The following is a 1231-nucleotide window of genomic DNA, read 5'->3' as shown; positions in this document are numbered from 1 at the left end:
GCTATGCTCCCTCGATTTCAAGGACACGCTGTACGTTTTCGATTTTGCACCATTCTTGTAACAGCCATTGCGCAACGGGCATTGCTTACAGAGCTCAATATCGAAATAATGCGTTTCTTTCTGATTTTTACCGATGTCCTTTGTCCCTGTCCGGGCCTTCCGGATGGCCATGTGCCCGGCGGGGCAGACGTAGCGTTCGGCATCCTTGTTGTAGGTGAACCCCTCACCGCGGTTATCAGCCGGCGAATAGACACGCGGATTCAACGGGGCGACAAGCTTACATCCTTGTGAGGCAGCGTAAATCAGGTTGTCACGGCCAGAATAGGCGGCGTCACCCACGATGTGGTCGAACTCGGCACCGGCTAGATGGCTCTTCTCAACAAGACTCGCCAATTGTGGCCCGTCTGCCACCTCGCCAGATGTGACGACGACAGCCGTGATGATGCCCTCCTCCGTCATCGCGAGATGGTGCTTGTAGCCGAAGAACGACGAGTCGGCACTCTTGTGCCCCGTCCGGGCATCGCTGTCTTTGGACACCTGCAGCTCGACATGCGCATCCTCCGCTAGCTCACGCACCCGGTTCACCTGGTCTCGGATGTGCTCGCGAAACATCAGCTCGGGCATCCCGGTCTCGACGGTCTCTGCGACGGCAAGCGCATAGGCGAGGAGTTGGTCGATATCCTCCTCGTCGACCTTTTCCGGGAAACGACCTTTCGCATCGACCGATGATTGGTAGCACGCTTGTCTCAGGCGTTTCGTCTCGTCGATGATTGCCTGTCTGATCGGTTTCTGCCCGTACCGGGCCCGTGAATGGGTCGCGTCGACGATCAATGTCCGTCCCTTGAGCAGCCCCATCCCTTTCGCGACCTCGACCGTGTGCCCGATCAACTTGTCGAGCAGCTCGTCGTCGTCCATGCGCTGACGACGGAACTTCGTGAGCGAGGAGGGGTTGATGACGTCATCTTCCGGTGCCAGGTCCAGAAAATATTTGTAGGTGAGGTCGGTCTTCGCCCGTCTGACGAGGTCGACGTCGGACAGGTTCGAATGCGCCTTCAGGAACAGATATTTGAACATCCGGACAGGATGGACGGCCATCCGACCGTTGTCGTGGCAATACGTATCCTCGAGTAGGTCCGTGATAAAATCGAACGAGACGAGGTCATGGATGAGCCGCAGTTCGTCATCGGCCGGGATCAACAGGTCATAGAGGGCCGCATACGGGCTCGGCGGC

The 1231-nt window shown here is 57.7% G+C and carries 1 protein-coding gene; it reads right to left on the bottom strand.

The genetic code is table 11. From position 1 onward, the window contains the following. The coding region (locus DI14_RS07820) for an IS1182 family transposase (protein ID WP_034807241.1) at positions 1-1231 on the bottom strand (1231 nt) is incomplete at both ends.

The sequence above is a fragment of the Exiguobacterium sp. AB2 genome (assembly GCF_000696055.1).
GTDB classification, from domain to species: domain Bacteria; phylum Bacillota; class Bacilli; order Exiguobacteriales; family Exiguobacteriaceae; genus Exiguobacterium; species Exiguobacterium alkaliphilum.
The sequence above is the reverse complement of the archived record's forward strand: the minus strand, read 5'-3'. Positions and strand labels throughout refer to the sequence as shown.